21 protein-coding genes are annotated in these 23675 nt (G+C 66.8%); 11 read left to right on the top strand and 10 right to left on the bottom strand.

The features are described from left to right. Positions 1-87: 87 nt before the first annotated feature. Positions 88-780: a class I SAM-dependent methyltransferase gene (locus ACSQ3Q_RS15095; protein WP_436135172.1), complete on the bottom strand. Its 693-nt coding sequence runs from the start codon at positions 778-780 to the stop codon at positions 88-90. Between the two features lie 299 nt (positions 781-1079). On the opposite strand from ACSQ3Q_RS15095, the gene ACSQ3Q_RS15090 reads away from it, so the two are divergent. Then, positions 1080-2069: a DUF808 domain-containing protein gene (locus ACSQ3Q_RS15090; RefSeq protein WP_436135171.1), complete on the top strand. Its 990-nt coding sequence runs from the start codon at positions 1080-1082 to the stop codon at positions 2067-2069. Between the two features lie 110 nt (positions 2070-2179). On the opposite strand, the gene ACSQ3Q_RS15085 is transcribed toward ACSQ3Q_RS15090, so the two are convergent. The 3 genes from ACSQ3Q_RS15085 to ACSQ3Q_RS15075 all read right to left on the bottom strand — a co-directional run bounded on the left by ACSQ3Q_RS15085 (position 2180) and on the right by ACSQ3Q_RS15075 (position 4008). Beyond that, the gene (locus ACSQ3Q_RS15085) at positions 2180-2812 is read right to left on the bottom strand and encodes a LysE family translocator (RefSeq protein WP_436135170.1); all 633 of its coding nucleotides are present in this window, start codon (positions 2810-2812) and stop codon (positions 2180-2182) included. Beyond that, positions 2809-3057 carry a DUF1272 domain-containing protein gene (locus ACSQ3Q_RS15080; RefSeq protein WP_436135169.1) on the bottom strand — a complete coding sequence of 83 codons (249 nt, stop codon included), beginning with the start codon at positions 3055-3057 and terminating at the stop codon, positions 2809-2811. The genes ACSQ3Q_RS15085 and ACSQ3Q_RS15080 overlap by 4 nt, the downstream gene beginning before the upstream one ends. A gap of 249 nt (positions 3058-3306) precedes the next feature. Continuing rightward, positions 3307-4008, bottom strand: a complete 702-nt coding sequence (locus ACSQ3Q_RS15075) for an intradiol ring-cleavage dioxygenase (protein WP_436135168.1) — start codon at positions 4006-4008, stop codon at positions 3307-3309. Between the two features lie 308 nt (positions 4009-4316). Here ACSQ3Q_RS15075 and egtD point away from each other — a divergent pair, with 308 nt between their 5' ends. Together egtD and egtB are read left to right on the top strand one after the other, a co-directional pair. Beyond that, a complete protein-coding gene (gene egtD / locus ACSQ3Q_RS15070; protein ID WP_436135167.1) occupies positions 4317-5237 on the top strand; it encodes an L-histidine N(alpha)-methyltransferase in 921 nt (306 codons plus the stop codon). Positions 5238-5250: 13 nt separating this feature from the next. Next, positions 5251-6516 (top strand): ergothioneine biosynthesis protein EgtB, encoded by a 1266-nt coding sequence (gene egtB / locus ACSQ3Q_RS15065; protein ID WP_436135166.1) that lies wholly within the window; start codon positions 5251-5253, stop codon positions 6514-6516. A 36-nt stretch (positions 6517-6552) separates the two neighbouring features. On the opposite strand, the gene ACSQ3Q_RS15060 is transcribed toward egtB, so the two are convergent. From ACSQ3Q_RS15060 to ACSQ3Q_RS15050, 3 genes are all read right to left on the bottom strand, one after another. Further along, entirely contained in the window at positions 6553-7002 is a 450-nt protein-coding gene (locus ACSQ3Q_RS15060) for an energy transducer TonB (RefSeq protein WP_436135165.1), read from the bottom strand. Positions 7003-7085: 83 nt separating this feature from the next. Further along, entirely contained in the window at positions 7086-8369 is a 1284-nt protein-coding gene (locus ACSQ3Q_RS15055) for an O-acetylhomoserine aminocarboxypropyltransferase/cysteine synthase family protein (protein WP_436135164.1), read from the bottom strand. 270 nt (positions 8370-8639) lie between these two features. Continuing rightward, positions 8640-10673 (bottom strand): peptidase U32 family protein, encoded by a 2034-nt coding sequence (locus tag ACSQ3Q_RS15050; RefSeq protein ID WP_436135163.1) that lies wholly within the window; start codon positions 10671-10673, stop codon positions 8640-8642. A 263-nt stretch (positions 10674-10936) separates the two neighbouring features. On the opposite strand from ACSQ3Q_RS15050, the gene ACSQ3Q_RS15045 reads away from it, so the two are divergent. The 4 genes from ACSQ3Q_RS15045 (at position 10937) to ACSQ3Q_RS15030 (ending at position 15019) form a co-directional block, all read left to right on the top strand. Then, entirely contained in the window at positions 10937-12064 is a 1128-nt protein-coding gene (locus ACSQ3Q_RS15045) for a branched-chain amino acid ABC transporter substrate-binding protein (protein WP_436137008.1), read from the top strand. Between the two features lie 170 nt (positions 12065-12234). Beyond that, entirely contained in the window at positions 12235-12492 is a 258-nt protein-coding gene (locus tag ACSQ3Q_RS15040; RefSeq protein WP_436135162.1) for a hypothetical protein, read from the top strand. A gap of 60 nt (positions 12493-12552) precedes the next feature. Beyond that, positions 12553-13980, top strand: a complete 1428-nt coding sequence (gene tadA / locus ACSQ3Q_RS15035) for a tRNA adenosine(34) deaminase TadA (protein ID WP_436135161.1) — start codon at positions 12553-12555, stop codon at positions 13978-13980. A 55-nt stretch (positions 13981-14035) separates the two neighbouring features. Then, the gene (locus ACSQ3Q_RS15030) at positions 14036-15019 is read left to right on the top strand and encodes an LD-carboxypeptidase (RefSeq protein WP_436135160.1); all 984 of its coding nucleotides are present in this window, start codon (positions 14036-14038) and stop codon (positions 15017-15019) included. A gap of 116 nt (positions 15020-15135) precedes the next feature. Here the strand turns inward: ACSQ3Q_RS15030 and ACSQ3Q_RS15025 are convergent, their stop codons facing one another. Continuing rightward, positions 15136-15492, bottom strand: a complete 357-nt coding sequence (locus ACSQ3Q_RS15025) for a hypothetical protein (protein ID WP_436135159.1) — start codon at positions 15490-15492, stop codon at positions 15136-15138. A 297-nt stretch (positions 15493-15789) separates the two neighbouring features. Here ACSQ3Q_RS15025 and ACSQ3Q_RS15020 point away from each other — a divergent pair, with 297 nt between their 5' ends. The 3 genes from ACSQ3Q_RS15020 (at position 15790) to ACSQ3Q_RS15010 (ending at position 20451) form a co-directional block, all read left to right on the top strand. Continuing rightward, complete coding sequence (locus ACSQ3Q_RS15020; protein WP_436135158.1) at positions 15790-16704, top strand: FHA domain-containing protein; 915 nt, start codon at positions 15790-15792, stop codon at positions 16702-16704. Positions 16705-16843: 139 nt separating this feature from the next. Further along, entirely contained in the window at positions 16844-19414 is a 2571-nt protein-coding gene (locus tag ACSQ3Q_RS15015; RefSeq protein ID WP_436135157.1) for a penicillin acylase family protein, read from the top strand. A gap of 23 nt (positions 19415-19437) precedes the next feature. Then, complete coding sequence (locus ACSQ3Q_RS15010) at positions 19438-20451, top strand: asparaginase (protein WP_436135156.1); 1014 nt, start codon at positions 19438-19440, stop codon at positions 20449-20451. 67 nt (positions 20452-20518) lie between these two features. On the opposite strand, the gene ACSQ3Q_RS15005 is transcribed toward ACSQ3Q_RS15010, so the two are convergent. Beyond that, positions 20519-21160: a hypothetical protein gene (locus ACSQ3Q_RS15005; protein WP_436135155.1), complete on the bottom strand. Its 642-nt coding sequence runs from the start codon at positions 21158-21160 to the stop codon at positions 20519-20521. 207 nt (positions 21161-21367) lie between these two features. Here ACSQ3Q_RS15005 and ACSQ3Q_RS15000 point away from each other — a divergent pair, with 207 nt between their 5' ends. Next, positions 21368-22099, top strand: coding sequence for a hypothetical protein (locus tag ACSQ3Q_RS15000; protein WP_436135154.1), 732 nt, complete (start codon positions 21368-21370; stop codon positions 22097-22099). 231 nt (positions 22100-22330) lie between these two features. Here ACSQ3Q_RS15000 and ACSQ3Q_RS14995 read toward each other — a convergent pair whose 3' ends face one another. After that, on the bottom strand, positions 22331-23605 hold the full coding sequence (locus ACSQ3Q_RS14995; RefSeq protein ID WP_436135153.1) for an acyl-CoA dehydrogenase family protein: 1275 nt from the start codon (positions 23603-23605) through the stop codon (positions 22331-22333). Between the last annotated feature and the right edge of the window lie 70 nt (positions 23606-23675).

Below are 23675 nucleotides of genomic sequence, written 5' to 3'. Positions count from 1 at the left end.
CCGGATCCTTGGCCTACTCATGGGGCCGAGTCCGGGCCCGCAGCATTGCGCCAATTAAAGCGTCCTGCGGGTAGCGTCAGCCGGACTTCAGTCCAGCACCGGCCGCTGGTACACCAACAGTCGCCCCTTGTAGGCGGGTGCGGTATCCACTGCAGGGTGGTCCAGCCGCTCTTCGACCACTTCGAACCGGTGCACGGCCATCTGCTTGTGGAAGGTGGATCGATTGCCCCGGTTCGGGTCCACGATCCAGATCTGGGCGCCGTTGCCGGCATGGCGGTCCAGGAAGGCCGCGAGCGATGCGCGCGCATCGCGTTCGTACAGCACGTCGCTGCCCATGATCAGGTCGAAGCGGCCCTGCACGGCACCGGACTTGCCATGTCCGTGGTCGTCTGCACCCCAGTGCCCGGTCCGGTACTGCAGTGGCGACAGACCGTTGAGGCGCGTGTTTTCCTGAAGGAACTGCTGGGCCATCGGATGGCAGTCGCTGGCGGTGACGTCCACGCCGCGGCGGTGGCACACCAGGCTGGACAGGCCCAGGCCGCAGCCGATTTCCAGCACGCGCTCTCCGGTCTGCAAAGGCCGGTTGGCCATGCGTTGCGCCAGCTGCGCACCCGAAGGCCACAGAAGGCCGAACAGCGGCCACGCGGCCGATGAGATGCCCAGGGCCTCCGCGGCACCCTCGGGGTCGCTGAATTGCTGCTTGTCCAGCAGCGAACGGATGACCAGGTCGGCAACGCCGGCGATGGCGATGTCTTCCTGCTTGGTGAGATAGCCTGGCATGGCGGGGCGCGAAGCCCGTCCAAGCGCTGGCTTGCAGGGACCCTCTCTAGTGGTGGGGTGAAGCGGCGAGTATGCGCCTTGCCGCGAAGTGCCCGCCCATGCAAGCCCGAGCATTGCGCCCGGCGGCCTGTATGCCTGCAATTGCCGACGACGCGGCTGTGGGCTGCACCGCGTTGCTATAGTGCAGCCCACAGCGGCGGTGCGAAACGCCCGCGCCCCCGGCGGCCTTGTGCGGGCGCCGCGGCGCCGTGCGACCCGCTGGCCAACCCAACCAAAACCAATTTCTTCAAGGATTACCCATGGCCTCTGGCAGCTTGCTGGCCCTGCTCGACGATATCGCCACGATCCTGGACGACGTGGCCTTGATGACCAAGGTGGCAGCCAAAAAAAGTGCTGCCATGGCTGACGATGTGTCGGTGATGACCAAGGTGGCCGCGCAAAAAACGGCGGGCGTGCTCGGCGACGACCTCGCGCTCAATGCCCAGCAGGTGGCCGGCGTGCGCGCCGAGCGCGAAATCCCCGTGGTGTGGGCCGTGGCCAAGGGGTCGATGATCAACAAGGTCATCCTCGTGCCCACGGCACTGCTCATCAGCGCGTTCGCGCCCTGGGCTGTCACGCCGCTGCTGATGATTGGCGGTGCCTTTTTGTGTTTTGAAGGCTTCGAGAAGGTGGCGCACAAGCTGCTGCACGCGCCGCACGAAGACGCTGCAGAGCATGAAAGCCATGTGCAGGCCAACGCCAACCCCGCGGTGGACCTGGTGGCTTTTGAGAAGGACAAGATCAAGGGTGCGGTGCGCACCGACTTCATCCTCTCGGCAGAAATCATCGCCATCACCCTGGGCACCGTGGCCACGGCGCCTTTCACCCAGCAGGTGGCTGTGCTGTCGGGCATCGCCGTCATCATGACGATTGGCGTGTACGGGCTGGTGGCCGGCATCGTCAAGCTCGATGACCTGGGCCTGTGGCTCAGCAACAAGGCCAGCAGTGTGGCGAAGGCCGTGGGCACGGGCATCCTGCGTGCCGCGCCCTGGCTCATGAAGGGCCTTTCCATCGCGGGCACGGCGGCGATGTTCCTGGTGGGTGGCGGCATCCTGGTGCACGGTGTTCCGGCCCTGCACCATGCGGTCGATGGCGCGGGCGCGGCCGCTGCGCAGTGGCCCGTGGGCTGGCTGTGGGGCGTGCTGGTGCCCAATCTGCTTAACGCGGTGGTCGGCATCATCGCTGGCGGCCTGGTGCTGGTGGGCGTCAAGCTGGTGCAGCGCGTGCGGGGCAAGTCCTCTGCGCATTGACGGCCTGCCACGCGCTCAGAACGGGCCTGCGCTGTGCAGGCCTTTTTGTATGGCCTTAGGGCCTATGCTGCGGCCGCACACCGGCCTCGGGCCGTGCCACCGGCATGGTGCTAAGCCCTGCGGTACAGGGCCAGCGAGCCAGCCAGCGCCAGCAGGGCACCGCCGCAGCAGCGGTCCAGCCACAACACGGCGCGGCGGCGCAGCAGCTTGACGGCGCGCGCGCCAATCACCGCATAGGCCAGCATCACCACAAAGTCGAGGCCCGCAAACACCACCGCGATGGCGGTGTACTGCGGCCATTGCGGCGCGTCGGCGTCGATGAACTGCGGCAGCAGCGCCGAGCAGAAAAGATAGCCTTTTGGGTTGGTGACGGCCACCAGAAACGAGCGCACAAAGATGCCGCGCGGCGTGGCTGCAGTGCCTGGCGCATCGCCACCGGCTTGCGCCATGTCGAGGCCGCTCTGTGAGCGCAGAAGGCGCACACCGAGCCAGGCCAGATACGCCGCACCCAGCCACTTCACCACCGAGAACCAGAACTCCGACGCTGCCAGCAGCGCGTCCAAGCCCAGGGCCACGGCACCCACCAGCACAAGGTCCGACACGACCGCGCCCAGCATGCCGGGCAGCGACCGGCGCACTCCGTACCGCGAGCCGTTGGCCAGCGCCAGCAGCACGGTGGGCCCCGGCGTGGCAATCGCCACCAAGGCCACCAGCGAAAAGACGAGCAGGGTAGCGAGCGTCATGCCATCAACCCACAGCCCTGGGGCTTCAGGACGCGCTCGGTGGACGCGGGGTACTGGGCGAGCTTGGAGGCAGGCCGCCGAGGGCGCTGCACCAGATCGCCGCCGCAGTTGGGGCAGACATGGCCCAGTCGGGTGCCAGTGCAGTCACTGCAGAAGGTGCACTCGAACGTGCAGATGCGCGCGTCAGTGGTGTCGGGCGGCAGGTCCTTGTTGCAGCATTCGCAGTTGGGGCGCATTTGGAGCATGGGGGTTCCTTGCGTGGGGGGAGGGCGGGCCAGGGACTTGGGCTCGAGCGTCGCCAAGCGTATGCCAGGCGCTGCAGCAGGGCAAGGTACAGATGGCGCGGTTTCGGGCAGCACACCCGCTGGCCGTTGTGCGCGCGAACCAGGGGGATTTCGTCTGGATCTGGCGAAGGGTCCATGAACGCGTCAGACCGCACTGCGCTGTGCTGCGATGCGGCGCTTACAGGGGACCGACGTTGTCTGGCGCGCGTATCAGGTCAGCACCACCAGCGCAAACTGGGCCCGCATGCCGTCGGGCGACGGGTCAAAGGGCACCGTGAGCGCCGCGCGCTCGGCTTCGCCCAACCGGCTCCACAGGGAGTCGCGCGCATTGCCCGGGTCTCCGGCCACGTACATCTGCGTGGTCAGCAGTTCGCGCCCGGGCAGGCGTACCTTGAAATGGATGTGCGGCGTGCGCCCCGTGTACGGTGCGGGCCGGATGGTGCGAAAGCGGTAGCGGCCGTCGCGCCCGAGCGCCACGCGGCCGAAACCCTGGAACGCCTGCGCCGCCTTGCCACCATCGCCCGGGTGGTGGTAGTGGCCGGTCGCGTCGCACTGCCAGATCTCGACCGTGCCGCCTGCCAGCGGCACGCCGTGTGTGTCGGTAACCCGGCCTTCGACCCACACTGCCTGCCCCAACACGTAGCGCAGGCTGCCGTTGCGCAGCAAGTCACTGTCGCTGTCTTTGGGGATTTGAACCGGGTAGTAGGGCCCCTCGGTCTGGCGCGGCGTGGGCACCAAGGTGCCCTGGGCCGCTGCCGCCCGCTGCACCAGGGCGGGCACGGCCACCAGGGCAGCGCCGCACAGGCTTTGCCCCAGCCACTGGCGCCGGGTGGGTGGTGGCTGCCGCTCGACCGGGTCACCGCGGGAAGGGGTGGAAGATGGCGCAAAACTATCGGCAGTGCTGACGGGCATGGAGCGCTCCTGCAAAAAAGGTGGCAATGGCTGGGAGCTTCTGCGGCCAGAAAAGTGCCGCATTCCCTGTGGGCTCCCAGCCAGCGCCCCAAAATCGAATGGCGCCAGCCCGACGACGGCACAGGCCGATGTCCAAGGCAACGGGGAAACGACCTACACGCAGCCTCACCCGGGCACCGCAGAATCGCGCGACGGTTGTGGGGTCTTGCGCCTCCGCCTGGTGCGGGGTAGTTTCTGGGCTTTGATCCGGGGCGGTCCCGATCGATGAACCAGCGGTGGCTTGCACCGCGCAAGACGCCTCAAGACCCATGCTTTTGCCAAGCCCCACCGACGACATCATGCGCGGCCTGAACCAACGGCCCGCGAGCATCTCCCCCAAATATTTCTACGACCAGCATGGCTCGCAGCTGTTCGAGGAAATCACCCGCCTGCCCGAGTACTACCCCACCCGCACCGAAACCGCCCTGATGCAGCAGCATGCCGCCAGCATCGAGCGGGCTGTGGGCACCGGGCGCACGCTGGTCGAGCTGGGGGCCGGCAACTGCCAAAAGGCGCGCACGCTGTGCCGCCTGGTGCAGCCGGCGTGTTTTGTGGGCGTGGACATCTCGGCCGACTTTCTGCAGGCCGCGGTGCAGGGCTTGCGCGATGACTTTCCAGAGCTCGACGCCCGGGCGGTGGGCGGCGACATGACGCAGGGCGTTGTCCTGCCCGCAGACATCCCGCGCAGCGGCCGACTGGTGTTCTACCCGGGTTCGTCCATCGGCAATTTCGACCCGCCCCATGCGCTTGCACTGCTGGCCCACATGCGCGAGCTGATCGACAACGACGGCGGCCTGCTGATTGGCATCGACCTGCCCAAGGACGTGCAAGTGCTCGAAGCCGCGTACGACGACGCAGCCGGTGTCACCGCAGCGTTCAACCGCAATGTGCTCACGCACGTGAACCGGCTGATCGGCAGCGACTTCGACGTGGAGCAGTGGCAGCACCGCGCTTTCTTCAATGAAGGCGAGTCGCGCATCGAGATGCACCTGGAGGCGCTTGCAGACTCGCAAGTGCGCTGGCCCGGGGGCGGCCGCCGGTTTGACCAGGGTGAACGCATCCACACCGAAAACAGCTACAAATACCCCCTGCCCGTGTTTACCGACATGCTGGCCCGCGCCGGGTTCTCGCAGGCCGAGGCCTGGACGGACGACCGGGGCTGGTTTGCCGTGGTGCACGCGCGCCCCTGAGGATGGATTCAGTATGACCAACATGGATGTGTGCCCCCCGCTGACCGCGCTGCTCTCGCGCTATGCCGCTGTGCGGGACCACAGCGTGGCCCTGGTCGCGCCCCTGTCGGCTGAAGACTGCGGCGCGCAGTCCATGCCGGATGCGAGCCCCGCCAAATGGCACCTGGCACACACCACCTGGTTCTTCGAAACCTTTGTGCTGGAGCCCAACGAACTGGGCTTTGTGCCATTCAACCCCGCGTTCCGCGTGCTGTTCAACTCCTACTACAACGGCGTGGGTGCCAAGCACCCGCGGCCGCAGCGGGGGCTGCTGACCCGGCCACCGCTGGACGAGGTGCGCGCCTACCGTGTCAATGTGGACCAACGCATGGCGCGCCTGCTTCCCACGGTGCTGAACAACGCCGCCCTGTGCGCACTGATCGAGTTGGGCCTGCAGCACGAGCAGCAGCACCAGGAGCTGCTGGTGACCGACGTCAAGCACCTGCTGTCGTGCAACTCCACATGGCCGGCGTACGGTACCGCTGCCGGTTCGACCGGCGACCTGGCCCTGGTGCCGGCCACCAAGCCTTTCGGGTGGCTAACGCTGGACGGCGGGCTGGTGGACATCGGCCACCGGGACGACGGTTTTGCCTTCGACAACGAAAGCCCGCGCCACCGCACGTATCTGGCGCCGTATGCGCTGGCCTCGCGGCTGGTGACCAACGCGGAATGGCTGGCCTTTGTGGAGGTCGGGGGCTACGACAACCCAGCCCACTGGCTGGCCGAAGGCTGGGACTGGCGCGTGGCCCAAGTGCTTGACCACCCCCTGTATTGGCACCGGCTGGACAGCGGCGTCTGGCATGCGTTCACATTGGCAGGACTGCAGCCGCTGCGGGGCGACCTGCCCGTGGTGCACCTGTCGTACTACGAAGCCGATGCCTACGCCCGGTGGGTGGGCGCGCGCCTGCCCACCGAAGCCGAGTGGGAGCATGCTGCGCAAGCCGTAGCGGCTGGTGGGCACGACGATGATGGCCACGGCGCCCACGATGGGCAAGCGCTGGAACAACTGTTCGGCAGCGCGTGGCAGTGGACCCAGTCGAGCTACGCCGCCTATCCCGGCTTTCGCACCGCGGACGGCGCGGTGGGCGAGTACAACGGCAAATTCATGGTCAATCAGTACGTGCTGCGCGGCAGTTCGTGCGCCACGCCACCAGGGCACGCGCGCAGCACCTACCGCAACTTCTTTCCTGCCACGGCCTGCTGGCAATACACGGGTGTGCGGCTGGCGCGGGATGCATGAGTGGCTTGAGCCGCTTTACCGGGGCATCTGGCCCGCTCAGGGCTCCATGCGGAAGGTGTGCTGCAGCATCAGGCGGGCGGGTTCCCCGTTGCGCAGCAGCGGCGCAAACTTCCAGCGGCGTACCGCATCGATCGCTGGTTTGTGCAGCGCATCTTCCCCCGTTCCAGACACTACGCGCGCCGTGCCGACCAGCCCGCTGGGCATGATCTCGAACGACACCGTCACATTGCCGCGCGCTTTGTGCGAGGTGTCATTCAGCAGGAAAGACGGGTAGCGCGGCAGCGGTGCCTCCAGCAGCGTCAAGGGCGTGTCGAGCGGCGGCGACACCTGCTGCCGCAGCAGTTGTTCGTCCTCCCGCTGGCGGAAACTGGTGACTTGGGATTCGGTCACATCCGCGCCACGCGGCGGGGTGAACAGTGAGGAACTGCAGCCGGCCAGAGTCAGGAGGCCGAGGGTGAGTGGTGCAAGAGGAGCTAGGCGGAACATGGCGATGGAGGGTCAGGGCGCCCCGCGATCTGCGGGGCAATCCCACCAGTATCCCGCAACTGGCACCGGCTGCGGTCGAATGGTCAAACGGCGTCGAGTGCCTGCACCAGGTCCGCCTGCAGGTCGTCGATGTGCTCGATGCCCACCGACAGGCGCACCATGCTCTCGCTCACGCCCGCCTTGGCCAGCTCTTCGGGGTTCAACTGGCGGTGAGTGGTCGATGCGGGGTGGGTGGCCAGCGATTTCGCATCGCCGATGTTCACCAGACGGGTGAAGAGCTGCAGCGCATCCAGAAAGCGCGCACCCGCCGCACGCGGGTCTGCATCGGCGCTCTTGAGGCCAAAGCTCAAAATGCCGGATGCCTTGCCGCCCGACTGCCGCTGCACCAGCGCGTGGTCGGGGTGGTCTGGCAGGCCGGCGTAGCGCACCCATTCCACCTTGGGGTGGCCCTGCAGGTATTTGGCCAGCGCCAGCGTGTTGTCGCAGATGCGGTCCATGCGCAGGGCCAGGGTCTCAATGCCTTGCAGGATCAAGAAGGCATTGAGCGGTGCCAGCGCCGCGCCGGTGTTGCGCAGCGGCACCACGCGCGCGCGGCCGATGAAAGCGGCGGGGCCCAGGGCTTCGGTGTAGACCACGCCGTGGTAGCTCACGTCGGGCTCGTTCAGGCGCGGAAAGCGGGCCTTGTGCTCGGCCCAGGGGAACTTGCCGCTGTCCACGATGGCGCCGCCCACGCTGTTGCCATGGCCGCCCAGGTACTTGGTGAGCGAGTGCACCACGATGTCGGCGCCGTGCTCGATGGGGCGCAGCAGGTAGGGGCTGGGCACCGTGTTGTCCACGATCAGCGGAATGCCGTGCGCATGGGCCACATCGGCCAGTGCGCGGATGTCGGTCACGTTGCCCAGCGGGTTGCCGATGGACTCGATGAAGATCGCCTTGGTGCGCGCATCGATGTGCTGCGCAAAGCTGGCCGGGTCGCGCGGGTCGGCAAAGCGCGTGGTGATGCCCTGCTGGGGCAGCGTGTGTGCAAACAGGTTGTAGGTGCCGCCGTAGAGGGTGCTGGCCGACACGGTGTTGTCGCCCGCCTCGGCAATGGTCTGGATGGCGTAGGTGATGGCCGCCATGCCCGAGGCCACGGCCAGTGCCGCGATGCCGCCTTCGAGCGCTGCGACGCGCTTTTCCAGCACGTCGGTCGTGGGGTTCATGATGCGGGTGTAGATGTTGCCCGGCACCTTCAGGTCGAATAAATCCGCGCCGTGCTGGGCGCTGTCGAAGGCGTACGCCACCGTCTGGTAGATGGGCACGGCCACCGCCTTGGTGGTGGGGTCTGGCGAGTAGCCAGCGTGGACGGCAAGGGTTTCGATCTTCATGCGCAGGAGTCTCCCGTTGTGTGGAATGAGAACGCTGATGGAGGCGCCTGCAGCGAAGGGTGCTGGCAGGCGGCAGCGGCCATTCTTGCACCGGGGCGGTGCGCATGGGTCGAATCGTTGGCTATGAGCTTATGCGCTCAGCGCAGGCTGTATTCAAGCTGCATTCAGGCTCGACGCGGGGCCGATGCAGGCTGACCGCAGGCGCGTTACGGCCTGCGAATATTGAATGAAAAGTGCCTTTATCGCTTGATGGACAAGCGCCAGCAGCTACTATTTCGATAGCGATTTACCCGTTGGCCGCGCGCGGTAGAACTGCAGCGGCACGGCCAGCGCCTCGGTCTCCTTGGCGTGCTGGTTGAGCACCGACTTCTTCATCTTGCCCACCACATGCATCTCGCACGGCTTGCAGTCAAAGCGCAGGGTGAGCTTCTCCTTGCCGTTGATCAGCATCAGCGGCTCGGCCTTGATGGTGCCCTGCACGCCCGTCACGCCCTTGGCCTGCTTGGGGCACAGGCTCATCGAAAAGCGCACGCAGTGCTTGGTGATCATCAGGCTGACTTCGCCTTCCTCCTCGTGCGCCTCATACGCCGCATCGATCACCTTCACGCCGTGGCGCACGTAAAAATCGTGCGCCTTCTGGTTGAACACATTGCCCAGGAACGAGAGCGTGTCCTCGGGGTAGGGCACGGGCGGCTCCACCGGCACCGCGCGCTGTAGGCGCGCAAAGTTGCGGGCGCGGCAGTCTTCCAGGTCGGCCAGCGCATCGCGGCGCAGCGCGTTGAGGACTGACGCGGGCACGAACCAGGGTTCGGTCAGTTGCAGCGCAATGTCGTGCACCGCGAAGATGGTGGCGCCGAAGCGGCCCAGTTGCTCGCGCAGGCTGGCTTCGGCCTTGGGCGCATCGGTGGCGCGCTGGTGAGGTTGCTGTACGTCGGCGCAGCCCACGTTGCCATCTTCGTCGGTCAGCATCAGGCTGAAGCCGGCAGGCGTCTCGCTCAGGTGCGCCCACAGGCCGATGCGGCGGTCGCTGGACTTTTTCTCCAACGTGCGCACCCAGTCCATGTCGCGGTTGCGGTTGACCTCGGTGCCCTTGCGCAGGTTCTTGAAGCCGTCCATCGGGTCCTTGGGGTACACACGCCACTGGCCCACGCTGCGGGCCGACACGGGCTCGGCTACGTTGATGGCCATGCCCACCAGCTCCTTGTGCAGGTCGTAGTAGCACAGGCCGTCGCCGTTGTGCAGCACGGTGGCGGGGTCGCTCACCTCCAGCTCGACGAAGTCCGGGCCCACCTTGGTCACCCAGCCGATGGCCTGGCCCGGGTTCTTGGGGGTGTCGAACGCGCCGATGTCTTCCTTGCGGCCGGTCACGAAGTAGTCGGTGAACTCGCGGTTGAAGTTCTGCAGCGGGTCGGGCGTGAAGGTGAAGGTGGTGGCGCCGCTGGAAGAGCGCGACAGCGGCCGGCCTGCGCTCTCGCGCTCTTCCAGAATCTCGTCGATCAGCGTGCGGTAGTGGGCGGTGATGTTCTTCACGTAGCCCATGTCCTTGTAGCGCCCCTCGATCTTGAAGCTGCGCACCCCGGCGTCGATGAGCGCGCGCAGGTTGTCGCTCTGGTTGTTGTCCTTCATGGAGAGCACGTGCTTGTCGTGCGCGATGAAGCGGCCCTGCGCGTCCGTCACCTGGTAGGGCAGGCGGCAGGCCTGGCTGCAGTCGCCGCGGTTGGCGCTGCGGCCGGTTTGCGCATGGCTGATGTTGCACTGGCCGCTGTAGGCCACGCACAGTGCCCCGTGGATGAAGAACTCGATATTGGCGCGGCCCGGCGAATCCACCGGCCCCAGCGCCTTGTGCACCGCGGCGATCTGCTGGACCGTGAGCTCGCGCGCCAGCACGATCTGGGACAGGCCTGCGTCCTGCAGAAAACGCGCCTTCTCGGGCGTGCGGATGTCGGTCTGGGTGCTGGCGTGCAGCTGGATGGGCGGCATATCGTCCATCGCCAGCAGGCCCATGTCCTGGATGATCAACGCATCGGCACCAGCCTCGTACACCTGCCAGGCCATCCGGCGCGCGGCTTCGAGCTCGTCGTCGCGCAGGATGGTATTGAGGGTGATGAAGATGCGGCTGTTGAAGCGGTGCGCGTGCAGTACTAGGCGCTCGATGTCCCGGATGTCGTTGCCTGCGCCGGCCCGTGCGCCGAAGGCCGGGCCGCCGATGTAGACGGCATCGGCGCCGTGGTTGATGGCTTCGATGCCGATGTCGGCGTCGCGCGCAGGCGAGAGTAGTTCGAGCTGGTGGGGCAGGAGGGACATGGGGCGTGATTATCCCAGCCATGGTCGGTGCAGCGCCATCCCCGCGCGCTGCCCGCGGCGGTGGGCTGACTATTAGCCAGATTAATGATGCGCCACGTTGCTATGTTTACATATCAATTGGGCGCAAACACGGGCTCGGGTGGCTAGGATGCGGGGCCCTGTCATGCCCCAAGGTGGTGCGTGGCAGTTTGCTCATCCTGTTTTTGGAGATCCTCACCGTGTTTCGCCGTGCTTACCGACTGCGCCTTTCGTCCCCGTCACTTCTGCAATGGACTGCTGCAGCCGCAGCAACCTGCGCAATCACGGCAGGCCCCGCCTTTGCGCAGGACACGCAATCCGTCAAGATCGCCCACGCCGGCCCCCTGTCGGGCGGCATTGCGCACATTGGCAAGGACACCGAAAACGGCGTGCGCCTGGCCATTGACGACCTGAACGCCCAGAACCTCGTGATCGGCGGCAAGAAGATCAGGTTTGAACTTGCGGCCGAAGACGATGCCGGCGATCCGCGCCAGGCCACCGCCGTCGCGCAAAAGCTGTGCGACCAGAAGGTGGCGGGCGTCGTCGGGCATCTGCAGTCGGGCACGTCCATCCCGGCAGCGGCGATTTATGACCGGTGCGGCGTGCCCCACATCACGGCGGCCGCCACCAATCCGGACCTGACCAAGCCCGGCTACAAAACCACTTTCCGGCTGATCGCCAATGACAACGCGCTGGGTGCGGCGCTGGCGCTGTTCGGGGCGGACCACCTCAAGCTCAAGAGCGTGGCCATCATTGACGACCGCACGGCCTATGGGCAGGGCGTGGCCTCGGTGTTCAAGGCCACGGCGCAACAAAAGGGGCTGAAGGTGGTGGGCGAGGAATTCACGAGCGACAAGTCCACCGACTTCATGGCCATCCTCACGTCCATCAAAAACAAGAAGCCCGACGCGATCTTCTATGGCGGCCTGGACGCGCAGGCCGGCCCCATGCTGCGCCAGATGGAGCAGCTGGGCCTGGGCCATGTGAAGTTCTTCGGGGGCGACGCGCTGTGCACCGAAAAGCTGCCCGAACTGTCGGGCAAGAGCCCCGCGCTCAAGAACGTGACCTGCGCCACGGGCGGCGCGTCGGTCGACAAGATGCAGGGCGGCGCCGACTGGAAGAAGCGCTACGACGCCAAGTTCCCGGGCCAGTTCCAGATCTACAGCCCCTATGCCTACGACGCTGCCATGGTGCTGGCCGATGCGATGAAGCGTGCCAACTCGGTGGACCCGAAGGTGTACATCCCCTTCATCGGCAAGACGGAATACAAGGGCGTGACGGCCAACATCGCCTTCACGGCCAAGGGCGAGCTGACGGCGCCCGCCGTAACGCTGTACACCTACAAGGACGGCAACCGCGTGGCGTTGAACTGATCTCCTCGCCAACGCGTGCATGTTCCCTTCCAACAGCGGCCGCCCAGTGCGGCCGTTTTCCATGGTGTTGGCAGTCGCTGTTTGCCTTTACAGTCGGGCCGGTATCGCGCCGGGCAAGGCAGTTCTGCCAGCGGTGGACCGGGCGCCAAGCCCGCCTAAGGAGTTCTTTCATGCGTGCAGTTTTTGGTTTGGTCGGCCTGGTGGTGGTACTGGGCGTGGTGGGTTTGCTGGCCAAGAAGCAGCTCTCCGCCGTCCGCACGCCTGTGCCTTCGCTGCAAACGGTCCCGGTCGGCAGCGCCGGGGCACCCGCATCGGCCGCGCCGGCCGCCACGGTGCGGGACCAAAGCCAGCAGATCCAGCAGCAGGTCAAGCAGCAGATGGAAGGGCTGATGCAGCAGGCACGCCCCATGCCGGAAGACGAGAAATAATGCTAAAAATGGCCTCTAGCGCTTGTTTTGTAATGGTTTTTTGCTATTAAGTTGGTAGCAATGACGCTGAACGACGACATGCACTGGATGCAGCTTGCGCTGGCCGAGGCCCAGGCCGCCGCGCACGCGGGGGAAGTGCCCGTGGGCGCCATCGTGGTCAAGGACGGCCAGGTGATCGCCACCGGCCGCAATGCGCCGGTGGAGGGCCACGACCCCACGGCGCATGCCGAGATCGTGGCACTGCGCGCCGCGGCCCAGCGCCTGGGCAACTACCGCCTGGATGGCTGCAGCTTGTACGTGACCCTGGAGCCCTGCGCCATGTGCAGCGGGGCCATGCTGCATGCGCGCATCGCGCGGGTGGTCTACGGCGCGCCGGACCCCAAGACGGGTGCGGCGGGCTCGGTGCTTAACCTCTTTGGGCATGCCGAGATCAACCACCAGACGCAGGTGCACGGCGGGGTGTTGGCCGAGGAATGCGGCGCGGCGCTGAGCGAGTTCTTCCGCCGCCGCCGCAGCCAGCAGCGCACCGAGGCGCTGGCCCGCCACCCGCTGCGCGACGACGCCCTGCGCACGCCCGATGCAGCCTTTGCCCACCTGCCCGGCTACCCCTGGGCGCCGCGGTATGTGAGCGACCTGCCCAGCCTGGCCGGCCTGCGCATGCACTACCTGGATGAGGGCCCGCAGAGCGGTGCGCACGGTGCGCCGCGCACCTGGCTGTGCCTGCACGGCAACCCGGCCTGGAGCTATCTGTACCGGCGCATGCTGCCGGCTTTTATCGCGGCGGGCGACCGCGTGGTGGCGCCCGACCTGATCGGTTTTGGCAAAAGCGACAAGCCCAAGAAAGACGCCGCACACCAGTTTGAATGGCACCGCCAGACGCTGCTGGAGCTGCTCGAGCGGCTGGATCTGCGCAACGTGGTGCTCGTGGTGCAGGACTGGGGCGGCATCCTCGGGCTGACTTTGCCCATGGCCTGCCCTGAGCGTTTTGCGGGTGTGCTGGTGATGAACACCTTGTTGGCCACGGGCGACGCGCCGCTGCCCGCGGGTTTTGTCGACTGGCGCGCGATGTGCCACGACAAGCCGCTGTATGGCGTGGGGCGGCTGTTTGCACGCGGCAACCCGCACCTGTCGGCCGCGGAATGCGCGGCCTATGACGCGCCGTTCCCAGACAAGGGCTATCGCGCGGCGTTGCGCGCCTTCCCTGAGCGCGTGCCCGACGCTGAGGACGCCCCGGGCGCAGCCCTGTCGCGCCAGGCGCGCCAGTTCTGGCAGCAGCAGTGGCAGGGCCAGAGCCTGATGTTTGTCGGCGCCAAGGACCCCGTGCTGGGGCTTGCTGCCATGCAGGGTCTACAACGCGACATCCGCGGCTGCCCCGCGCCCATCGTGCTGCCGCAGGCCGGCCACTTCGTGCAGGAACACGGCGAGGAGATCGCCGCGCGGGCTGTGGAATACTTCGCGCTTTCCGGCGCTGGCCGTTCCAGCGGCTGACATCGCACCGGACCTCTCTTTTTGACGGAGCGGGCCCTTTGGGGGCCCGGGCGCTTTGCACGACCACGATCACGACCATTCCCACTGCAGCCACGACCACGGGCCCAAGCACATCTATATCTATTCGCCTTCGAGTGCGGTGCGCGACAAGGCGGCCTTCAAGCGCGGCATAGCCCGCCTCAAGGCCTTGGGCCATGAGGTCGAGGTGGACGTGGACGCGTTGGCCACACACACCCGGTTTGCGGGCGACGACGCCACACGCCTGGCCGCCATCCACCGCGCCGCTGCGAGCGGGGCCGATGTGGCGCTGATCTCGCGCGGGGGCTATGGCCTGTCGCGCATCCTGCCGGGCATCCGCTACAAGGCAGTGGCCAAGGCGATTGCGGGCGGCATGCGGTTTGTGGGGGTCAGCGACTTCACGGCCTTCCAGCTGGCGCTGCTGGCCAAGACCGGCGCCACGTCCTGGGCGGGCCCGTCATTGGGCGCCGACTTTGGTGTGGCGGGCGAGCCCGACGACATCATGGAAGCCTGCTTTGACGACCTGCTGACCGGCCACGGCGAAGGCACAGGCTGGCGCATGAACAATGAAAAGCCCAGCGCCACCACGGGCAAGCCTGCGGTGCCCAACGTGTATGTGAAAAGCGCCACGCTGTGGGGCGGCAACCTGGCGGTGCTGGCCTCGCTGGTGGGCACGCCGTACCTGCCGGCGGTCAAGGGTGGCGTGCTGTTCTTGGAAGACGTGCATGAGCACCCCTACCGCATCGAACGCATGCTGACCCAGCTCCTGCACGCCGGCGTGCTGGCCCAGCAAAAGGCCGTGGTCCTGGGGCAGTTCACCAACTTCACCCTCGCGCCGCACGACAAGGGCTACAAGCTGCAGTCGGTGGTGGATTGGCTGCGCACCCAGATCAAGGCGCCCGTGCTCACGAACCTGCCATTCGGCCATGTGGAGACCAAGGTGCTGCTGCCCGTGGGCGCCACGGTGTCGTTGTCGGTGGAAGAGCGCGACGCGTTGATCTACTGGGGGCATCAGCACTAGCACTAGCGCGGGGCTTCGGGTCGCTCAGCAAACTTTTGGCAAGAGCGATTTCCTGAAGACTTGCAATGCGGGCCGGCGCGGCGCCTGGTGCGCCCCTGAAGCGGGGCGTCCAATGCTCAGTGAACGTGCGGCGAATGCGGGGTTTGTGGCGGCCGCAGCGTGCGCGGCAATTGCCCCTGGAAGAGGGTGGTGAGCTGGTCCACCACCCACTGCGCACCTGCCGCGCCGCGCAGGGGTGACAGGGTGTTGAAGAGGTCAGCGCGCAGGTACCACAGGGCTTCAATGTCGCCCGCGTAGCGCAAGCGGATGTTCATCCTGGCCACTTCGCACCCCGTGTTGCCCACCAGCGTTTGCAGCATGGCTTGGCGCACGTCCTCCAACCCCTGGTTGCGCACCCATGCGGTCGACGCCGGCTTGTCGCGGCCGAGCAGGTCCTGCAGGTCGTTGCGAAGAGTGGGCTTGTTCCAGCGCATGGAGGGAGGCGAGGGCGGTTTCGAGGGAGCTTTAGTGAGCGGGGTCGGCCAAATTAAGCGCGGCCCAGCATCCGCGCAAGGGGAATGCTCCTGTTTTTGTATAAAGACAACACGCACTGCCGATTTGTTGCCAATTTTTACGTGTTGGTGAGGAGGGATCGGGATCAATAGACGGTCTCTAAAACCGAACTGGCTGCAGCCCGCACCCACCCGACATCTCCTGCCATTTTGCAGAGTGCGCCCCCCGGGCGCTTGCACTAAACTGATTCACATGATGTTACTGATTGGCCTGCGTTCATGAGTGTGTTGTCCACGATGGTCTACGCAGACATCTCCGGCAGTACCGCTTTGTACGAGGCGCTGGGCAACGAGCGCGCCACCGAATCCGTCACCCAGGTCACCCATTGGATCAGCGAGGCCATCGAGTCCCATAACGGGCGGGTGGTCAAGATGCTGGGGGACGGCGTGCTGGGCGTGTTTGGCGATGCGGCCAGTGGTGTCAGCGCCATGGCCGCGATGCTGCGCCAGCACAAGGCACGCAAGGAACACTGGCCGGACGTGCGCGTCGGCGTGGCGAGTGGCGAGGTAGTGGATGTGGACGGCGACTGTTACGGCGACGCCGTGAATGTGGCGTCCCGCCTGTGCGAGCGGGCCGGGCCCAGCGAGATCTGGGCCACCGAGACCACGGTGCTGCTGGCAGGCGCCGCGCCGGACGTCTGGTACCGCAAGCTCGGCATGATGGACATCCGCGGCAAGGCCGAGCTGCTCATGCTCTACCACGTGGAATGGCGCGAGGACGAAGCGCCCGACTCGCTGACCATGCAGGCGGCCCTGGTCAGCAACTTCGCCCCGCCCGATCCGGTTTTGGGGCAGATCCAGTTTTCCTGGCACGGCGTGGACCGGGCCTTCACGTCCGCAGACACGCCTGTGCTGGTCGGCCGCGCGCTGCACGCGCAGTTGTGCGTCAACGATCCGCGGGTATCGCGCCTGCATGCGCGCATCGACTGGCGCAACAGCGGCTTTGTGCTGACGGACATGAGCAGCTTCGGGACCTGGGTGCGGTTTCAGGGCAGCGGCTCGCCCGTGCGTTTGCGGCGCGACGCCTGCATCCTCCATGGCGAAGGGCACATTGCGCTTGGCGTGTCGTTCATGCAGCCCGGCGCCCCGACGGTGAGTTTTCGCGTGGCGGGCAGCAGCGTGCACCTGGGCTGAAGCCGCGGCGCAAAATTCAAAAAAGCGGGGCTCGCCCGCGGGCTTTTGGTGCGCCGCGGTCGCAGCACTCCGAACTGGGCCCACGCGTCCCCACGACGCACCGGCCACCACAAGAAACAATGCGACAGGAGACAACAACATGGCATGGATGAAACGGACCGCCCTCGGTCTGGTGGTGGTGGCGCTGCTGGCAGGCACGGGCGCCGCGGTGTATGTGCAGCGCAGCTTTGCCACGCTGGACGGTACTTTGGGGGTGGCCGGTCTTGCGCAGGCGGTGCAGGTGCGGCGCGATGCTTCCGATGTCACCCACATTGAGGCGCAGACCCCGCAGGACGCCTGGTTTGCCATCGGCTACGTGCATGCGCAAGAGCGCACCTGGCAGCTCGAATTCAACCGCCGCGTGATGCACGGCCAGCTGTCCGAAGTTTTTGGCAGCGCCACGCTCGAGACCGACAAACTCATGCGCGGACTCGACATCATGGGCGTGGCGCGCCGGCAGTACGCCGGCCTGCCGCTGTACGCCAAGGAGGCGCTCCAGGCCTACAGCAAAGGCATCCACGCCTTTCACAAAGACCGACCACAGGCGCTGCCGCCCGAGTTCCATGTGCTGGGCGTGCAACCCGGCGGTGCACAGGGCGCGGTGTGGGAGCCAGAAGACAGTGTGGGCTGGGCGCTGATGATGGCGCTGGACCTGGGCGGTAACTGGGGCACCGAGTTCGCGCGCCTGTCGGTGGCCCGCACGCTGGACACCGACCGCCTGTGGCAGCTGATGCCGCCTTATCCGGGCGAGAAGCCGGCTGCATCGGCCGACCTGGCTGCGATGTATCGGCAACTGGGCGTGTACCGCGCGGGTGGCGCAGGCTCCACGGCGGCGGCGCAGGGCCGTGCCCACACGGCGACAGCACCCGAGGTGAATCCGCCACCAAGCGACGGCGTGTTGTCGCGGCAGATCAGCGCCGGCATGCTAGCCTGGGCCGAGGAGCTGACCCGCAACGCCGGCACCAACGAGGGCAAGGGCAGCAACAACTGGGTGCTGTCTGGCACGCGCACCGTCAGCGGCAAGCCGCTGCTTGCCAACGACCCCCACCTGGGCCTGTCGGCGCCGGCCATCTGGTACTTTGCCGGCATGCAGGCGCCCGCGGGCCAGGCATCGGACGGCACGCCGATGGGCGCCATGAATGCCGTGGGCGCCACCTTGCCCGGGATGCCGTTTGTGGTCCTGGGGCGCACGGACAAAGTGGCCTGGGGCTTTACCAACACGGGCCCCGACGTGCAGGACCTGTACCTGGAGCAGATCAACCCGGCCGACGCCACGCAATACCGCACGCCGGACGGCTGGGCGCCCTTCAAGGTGCGCAATGAAACCATCCGCGTCAAGGGCGAAGCCGATGTGCAGCTGCAGGTGCGCAGCACCCGCCACGGGCCCGTGCTGAGCGACGTGCAGAAGTCGCACGCCGACGTGCTGGACCTGGGCAAATACGTGATCGCGCTGCGCTGGAGCGCGCTGGACGACGACAACCAGACCGTGCTGGCGGGCTTCAAGACCAACCAGGCCCAAAGCGTGGACGAGCTTTTTGCAGGCCTGGCGCACTACCACTCGCCCATGCAGAGCGTGGTGGCAGCCGATGTGCAGGGCAACATCCGCTTCAAGGCCGCAGGCCGCGTGCCGCTGCGCGATGCCGCCAACGACATCCGCGGCGTGGCACCATCGCCCGGCTGGGATGCACGCTACGACTGGAAGGGCTGGATCCCCTACGAACAGACCCCGCAGGACGATGGCACCCGGGGCTGGATCGCCACCGCCAACCAGCGCGTGACAGCGCCGGGCTACCCGCATTTCCTCACGCAGGACTGGGCCTTGCCCTACCGCTACGAGCGCATTGCGCAGCTCATCGAGGCCACGCCCCAACACGACGCGGCCAGCATGCAAGCCATCCACCGCGATGTGACTTCGCTGGCTACGCGCCGCCTGTTGCCGCATCTGCAGCAGGCCCAATCAAAACACGCGCTGGCGGCCGCAGCGCAACAGCAGCTGCAGGGTTTCGATGGCGTGATGGACGCGGGCAAAGCCGCGCCGCTGATCTTTGTGGCCTGGACGGACGAGCTGGCACGCGGCGTCATCATTCCGCGCATCGGCGAAGAGCGGTTTACCGCCACCTACGGCAAGCGCGACTACCGTGCGGCGCTCGAAGGCATCCTGGAGCGCAACGACAGCTGGTGGTGCCAGCCGGCGTCGTGTGCTGAGCAATCCGCCGCCGCCCTGGGCCGTGCGCTCGACCGCCTGCAGGCGGTGTACGGCACCAACCCGGCCACGTGGCGCTGGGGCACGGCGCACCCGGCGCTCAGCGCGCACCGGCCGTTTGGCAACGTGCCGGCACTCGCCCGCTTCTTTGATGTGAGCGTTCCATCCCACGGTGATGCCTACACCGTGAACGTGGGCCAGTACAACGCGGGCGAAGCGAGCGGCCCGTATGTGAACCGCCATGCGGCATCGCTGCGCGCGGTGTATGACCTGGCCGACCTGGAACAGTCGCGCTTCATCTACCAGACAGGCCAGAGCGGCCTGGTGTTCTCTCCGCGCTACCGCGACATGAGTAGCACGTGGGCCGAGACCGGCTACCGCGCGCTGCAAAGCCGGCCTGCGCGCTGGACGCACGAGCTCACGCTCACTCCATCCAGCGCCCCCACCTCTGCCGCCGCCGCGCGGTGACGCAGGCTGCAAGAAAGCACACCATGGGTTTTGTACCGTTGATCGAAGTCACCCGCGGCGGCCTGGTCGAGTGCCAGCACTGGGGCGCGGTGGCCGTGGCCGACCGCGACGGCAGGGTGTTGGCCCAGGTGGGCGACCCGTACACGGTCACCTTCACCCGCTCCACCATCAAGGCGTTCCAGGCGCTGCCTTTCATGCAGTCGGGCGGAGCCCGCGCGCTGGGCTGGGGGCAGGGCGAGCTGGCGCTGCTGTGCGCCAGCCACAACGGCGAGCCCATGCACGTAGAGCAAGCCGAGCGCATGCTGGCCAGCGTGGGCAAGGACTACCACGCGCTGCGCTGCGGCTGCCACCGGCCGCTGTTTGCCGAACTGGGCCTCGGCGCGCTGCCCCCAGGTTTTGTGCCAGACGAGCGCCACAACAACTGCAGCGGCAAACACGCGGGCTTTGTCGCGCACTGTGTGCAGCAAGGATTGCCGCTGGACGATCACCTCGACCCGGCCCATCCGCTGCAGGTCGCCATCCGCGAACACGTTGCGCAAGCGGTGGGCTTGGCGCCTGAACAACTGGCCATGGGCATCGATGGCTGCTCGGCGCCCAACTACGCCATGCCGCTGGCGAGCCTGGCCCGGGGCTATGCCCGCCTGGCGGGTGGCGCGCCGGACACAGACCTGGACCAGAGCCTCACCGAACTGGCCGATGCCATGGTCGCGCGGCCGGAGCTGGGCTCGGGCACAGGCCGGCACGACCTGGACTTCATGCGCGTGGGTCAAGGGGACTGGGTCTCCAAGACCGGCGCCGACGGCGTGCAGGTGGTGGGCAGCCGCAGCCGGGGCGAGGCCTTTGCACTTAAGGTCATGGACGGCAACATGGTCGCGCAGGTGGCCGCCGCCGTGGAAGTAATGGACCAGCTCGGCTGGCTCGATGCCCGGCAACGCGAGGCGCTGGCGCCGCGCCGGTCAGACCGCATCGTCAACCCGCGGGGGCTGCAGGTGGGTGGGCGCCGGGCCGTGTTCCGGCTGGAGTCTGCCCGGGCTTGAAGGCCGGTGGCGCGCCCGGCGCGGGTGCGTCAGGCTGAAAAATCAAGCCAAAATGGCCTCTAGCGCTTTATTGGTAAGCGTTTGCAGCTACAAAAAATGTAGCAAACGGTTCGGTGTCGGGCAACACGTAGATCACGCCACGGGCTTGCCCGAACAACGGCGAGATGAACTGGTTGTAAAACGCCTCGGGCGCATTCACACAGCCGTAGCTGATGCGCTTGTCGCCCGCGCCCTGGCTGGCCAGGCGCTGGTGGCGGCGCTCGGCGGCGCTGACGCTGCGCACGCGGTGCAGCGACACAGCGGCCTCGTAGTCAATCCAGACGATGTCGTCGCCCTTCAGATTGCGCCCAGGCTCGGTCACAAAACGGCCTGCCGGCGTGGTGCGCTCGTCTGGGCGGATCTGCGACAGCGGCCGCTGGCCGATGTCCGGCGCAGACCGGTCGCCCAATGCCGCGCCCAGCAGCACGGGCGAACTGCTCATCCATTCCCCGCGCGCCGAGAACACATGGATACGGGCCGCTGGCTTGTCGATCACGGCAAAGGGTAGGCCTTGGTGGTCGGCGGTGGCAGTGGCCCAACGCACTAATTGGCGCGCCGAGGCCGAGGCATCTTTGGGCAGCGCGAAGGCGGACAAGGGTGTCACCAGCGCCAAAGCTGCGGTAGAAAGGGCAAGGCGGCGGTTCAAGTTCACAAAAAGCATGTCATTCATCCAAAACGCTGTGCAAGCCACAGCCGCCCAAACAGGCTCGGCTCAAACCAGTGCACCCGTGGATCTGGCTCCGCCAGTCCACCGGGTGCGTCCCCCTCGGGGGAAGGCGCCGCGGGCGACTCAGGGGGGGCTTCTTCCCTTCCAAGCCAATGCCCCCAATAATGCCTGCACCCGTGACTCTTGCGAAGCCTTGGCTTCGGCAGCCCCATGTTTGATCGCCTCCGCAAAGCATTCAGCGCCTATGGCGGCCCAGCATCCGGCCCGGGCCGCCCGGTGACCAACCGCGACGTGTCCCGCTGGGCCGCAGACCAGCGGCTGCCCATCGTGGCCCACGCAACCGAAGGGCATTTCGACCTGGGCGGTGACATCCACGGCCACCCCTGGCGGCTGGAATGCAGCGTGCCCACCCGCGACTACGTGCACGGCCTGGAACTGCGCGGCCGCGCCGACGTGGGCGCGGACCCCGACGCTGCGGTGATGGTCATCAACCGCCCGCTCAAGGAAGTCCTGGAGGGCACCGCCTACAACGCCATCACCGACACGCTGCAGACGGCCATCAGCAGCAACCTGCCCGAAGAGATGCGCTGGTTGTCGATGTACGAAGAGATGACCTGGCCCGGCCTACCGGCATCCTTCCGCGAACACTTCACGGTGGTGGCCGAGCGGATCGAGCTGGCGCAGCGCTGGATCCATGCGCCGGTGGTCTCGCAACTGCTCAACGCGGTGGAAGGCGAGGGCGGCGCAGAGCGCGCCAAATCGCCCATGGTGCTGATGCTCGCGCGGGGCAAGGTCTACCTGCGCCTGGAGCACACCCAGCGCAGCCTGGCCGAAATCGCGCACGCTAAGCAGCTGCTGCTGGTGGCCGGGCAGGCCGCTTTGCAGAACCTGCCGCCGATGTCGGTGGCGGGGCCGGACGACGAGTCACACATCAGCCGGTAGCGCCGCGAGCGCCTGACCCGAAAGGAAACGGAGCGGAAAACGGAAAACGGAAAACGGGGCCAGTGGCCCCGTTGTTCATGGTGTGCGCGGGTCCCACGCCCTATGCGACTGGCACGCCCCAGGGCCAGTGCCCCCGCGCAAGGGCCGCCCCGCCGCGCTGGGGGCGTCCCCCTCCCGCGCGCAGCGCGAGAGAGGGGGAAGACGCGAAGCGGCTCAGGGGGAGCTTATTTCCTAACCTCCGCGGGTGACAGGCACGCCCGCATCGCGGCCATAGGTGCCGTACTTGCCCAGCTCCCACTTGGCAATCGCGTTGCGGTGCACTTCGTCCGGGCCGTCCGCAAAGCGCAGCGTGCGTGCACCGGCATAGGCATAGGCCAGCGGAAAGTCGTCGCACATGCCGCCGCCGCCGTGGGCCTGCATGGCCCAATCGATGACCTGGCAGGCCATGCTCGGGGCGACCACCTTGATCATGGCGATCTCGGTCTTGGCGACCTTGTTGCCGGCCACGTCCATCAGCCAGGCAGCCTTCAGCGTGAGCAGGCGGGCCATGTCAATCTTGCAGCGGGCTTCGGCAATGCGCTCCTGCGTAACAGTCTGCTGGGCCACCGTCTTGCCAAAGGCCACGCGCGACGAGGCGCGCTTGCACATCAGCTCGAGCGCGCGCTCGGCCAGGCCGATGAGGCGCATGCAGTGGTGAATGCGCCCGGGGCCAAGGCGGCCTTGCGCGATCTCAAAGCCACGGCCTTCGCCCAACAGGATGTTGGACACCGGCACGCGCACGTTCTCGAAAGTCATTTCCACGTGGCCGTGCGGCGCGTCGTCGTAGCCCAGCACGTTGAGTGCGCGGATGATGGTGATGCCCTTGGCATCGGCCGGCACCAGCACCATGCTCTGCTGCGAGTGGCGCGGCGCTTCGGGGTCGGTCTTGCCCATCGTGATAAACACGGCGCAGCGCGGGTCGGCCGCGCCAGAGATCCACCACTTGCGGCCGTTGATCACGTACTCGTCACCGTCGCGCTCGATGCGCGTTTCGATGTTGGTCGCGTCGCTCGATGCCACGTCGGGCTCGGTCATGGCGAACGCCGAGCGGATCTTGCCTTCGAGCAAGGGCTTGAGCCAGCGGGCCTTGTTGGCATCGTCGCCATAGCGCGCAATGGTCTCCATGTTGCCGGTGTCGGGCGCGGAGCAGTTGAACACTTCGCTGGCCCATGGCACACGGCCCATGATCTCGGCCAGGGGCGCGTATTCCTGATTGGTCAGGCCCGCACCTGCATAACCCGAGGCGGCGGCACTGTCCACCGGCAGGAACAGGTTCCACAAACCGGCAGCCTGGGCCTTGGGTTTCAGGTTCTCGATGGTCGACAGCGCCGTCCAGCGCTTGCCTGCCGTCGTGTTGGCGGCCAGCTCGTTCTTGTACGCGGCCTCGTTCGGGTAGATGTGGTCATCCATGAACTGGAGCAGCCTGGCCTGCAGTTCCTTGGTTTTGGGCGAGTAGTCAAAGTCCATGGGTGTCTTCTCCGTTGGTAATCGAGGGGCGGCTCTCCAGCCTGGTTTGCCGGGTACGCCTGTTGGGGTG

The sequence above is a fragment of the Acidovorax sp. LjRoot129 genome (genome assembly GCF_964253765.1).
Lineage (GTDB): Bacteria > Pseudomonadota > Gammaproteobacteria > Burkholderiales > Burkholderiaceae_C > Acidovorax.
The sequence above is the reverse complement of the archived record's forward strand: the minus strand, read 5'-3'. Positions and strand labels throughout refer to the sequence as shown.

Bases quoted from the DNA above. Each gene is read 5' to 3' on its own strand.
- ACSQ3Q_RS15025 (WP_436135159.1), bottom strand. From the start codon at position 15,492: ATGCGCTGGAACAAGCCCACTCTTCGCAACGACCTGCAGGACCTGCTC.
- ACSQ3Q_RS14995 (WP_436135153.1), bottom strand. From the start codon at position 23,605: ATGGACTTTGACTACTCGCCCAAAACCAAGGAACTGCAGGCCAGGCTG.
- ACSQ3Q_RS15005 (WP_436135155.1), bottom strand. From the start codon at position 21,160: ATGAATGACATGCTTTTTGTGAACTTGAACCGCCGCCTTGCCCTTTCT.
- ACSQ3Q_RS15020 (WP_436135158.1), top strand. From the start codon at position 15,790: ATGAGTGTGTTGTCCACGATGGTCTACGCAGACATCTCCGGCAGTACC.
- ACSQ3Q_RS15090 (WP_436135171.1), top strand. From the start codon at position 1,080: ATGGCCTCTGGCAGCTTGCTGGCCCTGCTCGACGATATCGCCACGATC.
- ACSQ3Q_RS15075 (WP_436135168.1), bottom strand. From the start codon at position 4,008: ATGCCCGTCAGCACTGCCGATAGTTTTGCGCCATCTTCCACCCCTTCC.
- ACSQ3Q_RS15085 (WP_436135170.1), bottom strand. From the start codon at position 2,812: ATGACGCTCGCTACCCTGCTCGTCTTTTCGCTGGTGGCCTTGGTGGCG.
- ACSQ3Q_RS15015 (WP_436135157.1), top strand. From the start codon at position 16,844: ATGGCATGGATGAAACGGACCGCCCTCGGTCTGGTGGTGGTGGCGCTG.
- ACSQ3Q_RS15050 (WP_436135163.1), bottom strand. From the start codon at position 10,673: ATGTCCCTCCTGCCCCACCAGCTCGAACTACTCTCGCCTGCGCGCGAC.
- ACSQ3Q_RS15095 (WP_436135172.1), bottom strand. From the start codon at position 780: ATGCCAGGCTATCTCACCAAGCAGGAAGACATCGCCATCGCCGGCGTT.
- ACSQ3Q_RS15010 (WP_436135156.1), top strand. From the start codon at position 19,438: ATGGGTTTTGTACCGTTGATCGAAGTCACCCGCGGCGGCCTGGTCGAG.
- ACSQ3Q_RS15000 (WP_436135154.1), top strand. From the start codon at position 21,368: ATGTTTGATCGCCTCCGCAAAGCATTCAGCGCCTATGGCGGCCCAGCA.
- ACSQ3Q_RS15080 (WP_436135169.1), bottom strand. From the start codon at position 3,057: ATGCTCCAAATGCGCCCCAACTGCGAATGCTGCAACAAGGACCTGCCG.
- ACSQ3Q_RS15055 (WP_436135164.1), bottom strand. From the start codon at position 8,369: ATGAAGATCGAAACCCTTGCCGTCCACGCTGGCTACTCGCCAGACCCC.
- egtD (WP_436135167.1), top strand. From the start codon at position 4,317: ATGCTTTTGCCAAGCCCCACCGACGACATCATGCGCGGCCTGAACCAA.
- ACSQ3Q_RS15040 (WP_436135162.1), top strand. From the start codon at position 12,235: ATGCGTGCAGTTTTTGGTTTGGTCGGCCTGGTGGTGGTACTGGGCGTG.
- tadA (WP_436135161.1), top strand. From the start codon at position 12,553: ATGACGCTGAACGACGACATGCACTGGATGCAGCTTGCGCTGGCCGAG.
- egtB (WP_436135166.1), top strand. From the start codon at position 5,251: ATGACCAACATGGATGTGTGCCCCCCGCTGACCGCGCTGCTCTCGCGC.
- ACSQ3Q_RS15060 (WP_436135165.1), bottom strand. From the start codon at position 7,002: ATGTTCCGCCTAGCTCCTCTTGCACCACTCACCCTCGGCCTCCTGACT.